General features: G+C 68.9%; 6 protein-coding genes. 2 read left to right on the top strand and 4 right to left on the bottom strand.

Annotated features, from left to right (window positions below; all coding sequences use genetic code 11):
• Positions 1-51: 51 nt before the first annotated feature.
• The 4 genes from N800_RS14715 to N800_RS14730 form a co-directional block, all read right to left on the bottom strand.
• Positions 52-807 (bottom strand): 2OG-Fe dioxygenase family protein, encoded by a 756-nt coding sequence (locus N800_RS14715; RefSeq protein ID WP_084087739.1) that lies wholly within the window; start codon positions 805-807, stop codon positions 52-54.
• Between the two features lie 6 nt (positions 808-813).
• Positions 814-1,206, bottom strand: a complete 393-nt coding sequence (locus N800_RS14720) for an MAPEG family protein (RefSeq protein WP_036140383.1) — start codon at positions 1,204-1,206, stop codon at positions 814-816.
• A 111-nt stretch (positions 1,207-1,317) separates the two neighbouring features.
• The gene (locus N800_RS14725; protein WP_052108302.1) at positions 1,318-3,051 is read right to left on the bottom strand and encodes a M28 family metallopeptidase; all 1,734 of its coding nucleotides are present in this window, start codon (positions 3,049-3,051) and stop codon (positions 1,318-1,320) included.
• 163 nt (positions 3,052-3,214) lie between these two features.
• On the bottom strand, positions 3,215-3,889 hold the full coding sequence (locus N800_RS14730) for a DUF4097 family beta strand repeat-containing protein (RefSeq protein ID WP_036140385.1): 675 nt from the start codon (positions 3,887-3,889) through the stop codon (positions 3,215-3,217).
• 194 nt (positions 3,890-4,083) lie between these two features.
• Here N800_RS14730 and gpmI point away from each other — a divergent pair, with 194 nt between their 5' ends.
• Both gpmI and N800_RS14740 read left to right on the top strand, forming a co-directional pair.
• Positions 4,084-5,652 (top strand): 2,3-bisphosphoglycerate-independent phosphoglycerate mutase, encoded by a 1,569-nt coding sequence (gene gpmI, locus N800_RS14735; RefSeq protein WP_052108303.1) that lies wholly within the window; start codon positions 4,084-4,086, stop codon positions 5,650-5,652.
• Positions 5,652-6,429 (top strand): murein hydrolase activator EnvC family protein (locus tag N800_RS14740; RefSeq protein ID WP_425476525.1); only part of this gene is annotated, 778 nt, incomplete at its 3' end. The genes gpmI and N800_RS14740, both read left to right, overlap by 1 nt.

Here is a 6,429-nt window from a genome sequence, read left to right on the forward strand (position 1 = left end):
CGACTGCTCAAGACCAACCGGTTCGGTCATCGAACCACGCGGGTTGGGCGTTCAACTTCCCGCGGGTCCGACTGCTGCACGGAAGGTCACAACCAGTACATCGCGCCATGCCGGCTGTGCCGGATCCAGCGGCGCGACGGCCGTCACCCCGTGATAGACGCGACCGTCGTCGACGAACGCGGTATCCAAAGGGCGAGTGAGTGTGAAGCTGCCGATTTCGCCGCCATCCAGGGCGTGGATGCTGGTGGTGCCGCTGGTGATGTTGTGTCGATCGATCAACACGACCATCACGAAGTTGACTCCATCGCGATGCATGCCTTCGGGCGTCGGCTGGCCGTGGCGCTCGGGCAAGGCTTCGATGCGGAACTGGTGGACTTCCACGTGCCACTGCGTGACCTGCGGTGCGAGACCGCCGAACAGGGCGTGGGCGAACCCGAGCAGCCGGCGCATCGGCGCGCAGTCAGCGACATCAGGGCGGATCGGCTCGAACCAGCGTTCGATGCCACCCTGCAGCGTGTTGTAGTCGCGGCTCTGGTAGTGAGGCTGGTGGGCCGCGCGGTGCAATTCGCCGCTGACGTTGGCGACGAATACGGCATGGCGACGGCGGCGGCGCAGCCCGACCTGGGCGAGATAGCTGTCTTCGGCCAGATCGTGCCAGCTGGACGCAAAGTTGGCCCATGCCCGGGTGTCGTGGGCGGTGCCATCGCCAAGCAGCGCGCGCATCACCCCGGCGCCGATGAAGGCAAAACCATCTTCGCGCAGGGCCAGTTCCAGCATGCGGCAGTCCGCGGGTAGGGAAAGGGGCATGGGTTCTCAGACGTGGAGGGCGGCCTGCACGAGCAGGGCGAGGACGCAGCCGAAGCCGGCGGCCCAGGTCAGGCTGCGCAGCGAATGGTGGTCGGTGAGGTAAAGCACACCGTGCAGTACGCGGAACGTGATGAAGGCGACCGCGAGGGCGGCGATGGTCGCATGTGCGACCCCGGCCAATTGCGCCATCGCCACACCGGCGGCGAACGGTGCAAATGCCTCGAACGCGTTGAGGTGCGCCCCGTTGGCGCGGCGCACCAGGCGGCTTTCCTGCCGCTGCAGCCAGCCGCGCGGATCGTGGTTGTTGTAGCGCTCGCCGCGGGTCTTGGCCACGACTACCCAAAGATAGGGCAGCAAGGCGGCGATCAGCACGCACCAGTAGGCGACAGCGAGGGGCATTCGCGCGGTTCCGTGAACAGGCGTGCGGAAGCGTAGCGTGAAAACACCGACGGCGCCGCGTGGGCGCCGTCGGTGGCTCATGACCGGTGGTTGGCCGGTCGTGTCAAAGGCTCACTTGGCGGTAGCACGGAGCTTCTGCTCGGCCGCACGGAAGGCGTTGCCCTGGTACCAGTGCGGCCATTGTTCGCTGGCGGTCAGCTGCTTGCCAACGCCATGCAGCGCCTGCAGGTCCTGCACCACGCCGTCCATCTTCCATGCCGGATCGAACTGGTCGCTGGGCTTGTGGTAACGGTTGTCGCGGTAGTCGCGCTGCGCGGCGTGCCCGGCTTCGGCACCGCCTTCGACCAGGTCGTCGCCGCCCTTGGCATACAGCGCCGGTACGCCAGCCTTGGCGAAGTTGAAGTGGTCGGAGCGGAAGTAGAAGCCGTCCTGCGGGGTCGCTTCCGGGGTGAGGGTGCGGCCCTGTTCGGCGGCGACGGCCTTGAGCAGGTCTTCCAGTTCCGAGCTGCCGTGGCCGACGACAGTCATGTCCTTGGCGCGGCCGATGACGGGCATGGCGTCGAGGTTGATGACCGCGACGGTCTTGGCCAGCGGGAAGGCCGGGTGGGCGACGTAGTACTTGGAGCCGAGCAGGCCGGATTCCTCCAGGGTGACGGCGAGGAACACCACCGAGCGATCCGGGGCCGGGTTCTGCTTGGCGAAGGCCTCGGCGATCTCGAGGATGCCGGCCACGCCGGTCGCGTTGTCGACGGCGCCGTTGTAGATGTGGTCCTCGCCCGACGGTGCGGCGGGGGCGCCTGCGTGGCTGTCGGCGTGGTTGCCCAGGTGGTCCCAGTGCGCCATGTAGACCACGGTCTCGTCCGGGCGCTTGGTGCCGGGCAGCACGGCCACGACATTCTGCGAGGACTTCTCGGCGATGGCGCTCTTCAGGTCTACCGACAGCTTGCCCTTGAGCGCGATCGGCTTGAAGCCCTTCTTGCCGGCGGCCTTGTACAGGGCGTCGAGGTCCTGGCCGAGGTCGGCCAACAGCTGGCGGGCGACGTCACCGGTGATCCAGCCCTGCACGGGCAGGCGCGGCTCAGGATCGTCCTTGGCCGGCAGGTTGAACTGCGCACCGGACCAGGAGTTCTTGACCACGTCCCAGCCGTAGGATGCACCCTCGGTGTCGTGGATGATCAGCGCGGCCGCCGCGCCTTGGCGCGCGGCTTCCTCGAACTTGTAGGTCCAGCGGCCGTAGTAGGTCATGCGCTTGCCTTCGAACAGCGCCGGATCCTGCTGATGGAAGCCTGGGTCGTTGACGAACATGACGACGGTCTTGCCCTTGACGTCCAGGCCGGCGTAATCGTTCCAGCCCAGCTCCGGCGCGTTGACGCCGTAGCCGACGAATACCAGGTCGCTGCCATCGACCTTGACCTCGGCCTGGCCGGTGGTGGTGCCGATGACCATGTCGGTGCCGAACTTGAACTCGCGCGGCTGGCCGTTGACGTCCAGCTTGAGTACCGTGGACTCATCCGCTGTGGTTTCGACCATCGGCACGGTCTGGAAGTAGCTGTCGCCGTTGCCGGGCTTCAGGCCCATCTGCTGGAACTGGGCCTTGAGGTACTCGACGGTCTTCTGCTCGCCGGCGCTGCCCGGGGCGCGGCCTTCGAAGTCATCGGAGGCCAGTGCCTTGACCCGCTCGCCGAAGTCGGCGGCGTTGATCTCGGCGGTGAAGGCATGGGCGGGGGTGGCTGGTTCGACCGGGGCTTGCGCAGCAGGCGCCGATTCGGGCGTCTTGCTGCACGCCGCCAGGACCAGGGCGGCGGCGACCAGACCGGTCGCGGGGTGGAGCGGAATGCGGGACATGGGGCCTCGTGCGGTTCACGCCGGACAGCGGCGGAACCGCATTCTAGGCACAGGTTCCCGGGAGGGCGCCATTGGGCGTTGGGTGCAGATGCCCAATGGCGCGCCAACAGGCCGGCCTCCATGGCTGACCGGGCGCGCTGCCCGGATGGGATGCGCGTGCGGCTCAGCGCGCCGGCGGCGTCGGCGTATTGAAACGAACCGCGGTGGCCCCGGTGACCGGGCCAATCACCGCGCTGCTGTGGACCAGCAACTCGACCTTCCGCTCGAACACCAGCGGCCCGTCCACCCGGGCATCGGGCCCGATGACCACGCGCGGGTCGCGTTGCTTGGTCGAGAACCAGATCTTGCCCGGCTTGGCGTAATGGATGCCGCCCCGCACGTGCGAGCCGATGCCGACGGTGGTGTCGCCGCTGACGGTCTCGATGCCGCCAGCAACGTCGGTGTCGACCAGGCCGATGCCGCCATTTACGGTGCTGACGTCTTTACGCACTTTGCCGCCACGATCGACGAAAATGCTGCCATTTACTGTTTCGATACTGCCATTGACAGTGACGTTGCGGCCCACCCGGACGCTGCCGTTGACCGTGCCGAGGTCGCCGGTCTGCACCATGTCGGCGACGTGCACGCTGCCGTTGACGGTCGTGGCCTCGCCGACACGGGCGTTGCTGCCGATGCGGATGCTGCCGTTGACGGTGTTGAGCTCGCCCTGGCGACCGCCGTCCTCCACGGTGATGCTGCCGTTGACCTTGCTGATGTCGGGATCGCCCACCGCGGCGTTGGCGGCGAGGGGCAGGGCCAAGATGGCGGACAGGGTAAGCAGGGCGGGAACATTGCGCATCGCGGGAACTCCATGTCGGGTGTGATGACCGTTGGATGCTCCGCGCGGGGCGCCGGTTTAACTCGGCATTCCAGCGCGGGGCCGGTTGTACGTGCCGGGGGGCCGGCGGGGTCAGGACTGCGGTACAGGCCTCTTCGCTACAATCGCACCAACGCCAAGTCCGGGCATCTGCCCGAAGTCACAGGACCCCCGACGTGTCTGCTTCCTCCCCGGCGGTCGCCGCCTCCGCCCGCGCGGCCGCGCGCCCCAAGCCCGTGGTGCTGCTCATCCTCGATGGCTGGGGCCACCGCGACGACCCCAACGACAACGCTCTCGCCCAAGCCCAGCTGCCGAACTGGCACCGCCTGCTGGCCAGCGCGCCGCACACCCTGATCCACACCGAGGGCCGCCACGTCGGCCTGCCGGACGGACAGATGGGCAATTCCGAGGTCGGGCACATGAACCTCGGTGCCGGCCGCATCGTCTACCAGGACCTGACCCGCATCGATGCGGCGATTGAGGACGGCGGCTTCTTCGCCAATGTCGAGCTGCGCGCGGCCTGCGCGGCGGCCAAGGCCAGCGGCGGCACACTGCACCTGATGGGCCTGCTGTCGCCCGGCGGCGTGCACAGCCACGAGGCGCACATCTTCGCGATGCTCGAACTGGCGCGCCGCGAAGGCGTGCCGCAGGTGGCGGTGCATGCGTTCCTCGATGGCCGCGACATGCCGCCGCAGTCCGCGGCGCCGAGCCTGGCAGCGCTGGAAACCGCCTGCGCCAAGGCCGGCAATGCACGCATCGCCACGGTGTGCGGCCGCTACTACGCCATGGACCGCGACAAGCGCTGGGACCGCCAGCGCAAGGCGTGGGACGCAATTGTCGAAGGCATCGCCGAACACGTGGCTCCGGATGCGGCGACCGCATTGGCCAACGCCTATGCACGCGGCGAGAACGACGAGTTCGTGGCCGCGACGGTGATCGGCGCGCCCGCGCCGATGCGCGATGGAGATGCGGTGGTGTTCATGAACTTCCGCGCCGACCGTGCGCGCCAGTTGACGGCCGCGTTCGTGTCGCCAGGTTTCGACGGCTTCGAGGCGCGCCGCCCCGCGCTGTCGCGTTTCGTGTGCCTGACCGAATACGACGCGCGACTGCCGGCGCCGGTGGCGTTCGCGCCGGACGACCTGCGCCACACGTTGGGCGAGGTGCTCGCTGCGCAGGGGCTCAAGCAACTGCGCATCGCCGAGACCGAGAAGTACGCGCACGTCACCTTCTTCTTCAGCGGCGGCCGTGAAGATCCGTACGAGGGCGAGACGCGCGTGCTGGTGCCTAGCCCGAAGGTCGCGACCTACGACCTGCAGCCGGAAATGAGCTGCCCGGAGGTCACCGACAAGCTGGTCGCCGCAATCCGCTCCGGCGCCATCGACGTGGCCATCTGCAACATCGCCAACCCCGACATGGTCGGCCACAGTGGCATCCTTGCCGCGGCAATCCAGGCCGCCGAGGCGGTGGACGTGGCGATCGGCGCGGTGTGGCAGGCGGTGCAGGACGTGGGCGGTGCCTTGCTGGTCACCGCCGACCATGGCAACGTCGAGATGATGCGAGATCCCGAGACCGGCCAACCGCACACTTCGCACACCGTCGGCCCGGTGCCGTTCGTGTACGTCGGCCCGCGCGCGGCCACGCTGCGCAGCGGCGGTGCGCTGCGCGACGTCGCCCCCACCATCCTCGACCTGCTGGGCGTGCCCAAGCCGGCCGAGATGAGCGGCGAAAGCCTGCTGGTGGGCTGATGCGGACGATGCGCGCGGCCCTCGCCGGTGCCATGCTCGCGATGCTGGGCATCGCCGGCGCGCCCGCGCAGGACCGCAGCGCCGCCGAGCGCAAGCTCGAATCGGTCAAGCGCGAGCTCGACAGCGTGGCGGCCGAGCGCCGCAAGCTGGAGGGCGAGCGTGGCAGCGCCTCGCGGCGGCTGCGCGAGGTGGACGAACAGGTGGGCCAGTCCGCGCGCAGCCTGCGTGAAACCGAGCGGCGGATGAGCGGCGACGCGGCCGCGCTCGCGGACCTGCAGCGTCAACGCGGCGAACTGCGGGCGCGCGTTGCCACCCACAAGGACGAACTCGCGAAGCTGGTGCGCGCGGCCTATGCGCAAGGCGGCGCGGCGCCATTGAAGGTGATGCTGGCGCAGGACCGGGTGGCCGATGCCAACCGCGTACTGACCTACCACCGGTACGTGCAGCGCGATCGTACCCGGCGCATTGCGGTGTTGACCCAGGAACTGCAGGCGCTGGACGCGGTGGAGCGGGAAGTGGCTCAGCGCCGCAGCTCGCTGGAAAGCGCACGCATGCAGCAGCGCCAGCAACTGGTGAAACTGGAACAGGACCGCAGGGCGCGCGCCACGCTGGTGGCGGAACTGGATTCGCGTTATCGCGATCGCCGCTCGCGCGAGCAGGCGTTGGGTCGGGATGCGAAGGGGTTGGAGCAACTGCTGGGGCGTCTGCGCGCCGCGGCCGCACGGGCGGAAACGCAGCGCAAGGCCGCCGCCGCGCGCGAAGCGCGGCAGGCGCGCG

Source organism: Lysobacter daejeonensis GH1-9, from assembly GCF_000768355.1.
In the GTDB taxonomy this organism is placed as follows: domain Bacteria; phylum Pseudomonadota; class Gammaproteobacteria; order Xanthomonadales; family Xanthomonadaceae; genus Aerolutibacter; species Aerolutibacter daejeonensis.

Excerpts from the sequence above, each read along its gene's own strand:
- N800_RS14715 (WP_084087739.1), bottom strand. The coding sequence starts at position 807 with ATGCCCCTTTCCCTACCCGCGGACTGCCGCATGCTGGAACTGGCCCTG.
- N800_RS14720 (WP_036140383.1), bottom strand. The coding sequence starts at position 1,206 with ATGCCCCTCGCTGTCGCCTACTGGTGCGTGCTGATCGCCGCCTTGCTG.
- N800_RS14725 (WP_052108302.1), bottom strand. The coding sequence starts at position 3,051 with ATGTCCCGCATTCCGCTCCACCCCGCGACCGGTCTGGTCGCCGCCGCC.
- N800_RS14730 (WP_036140385.1), bottom strand. The coding sequence starts at position 3,889 with ATGCGCAATGTTCCCGCCCTGCTTACCCTGTCCGCCATCTTGGCCCTG.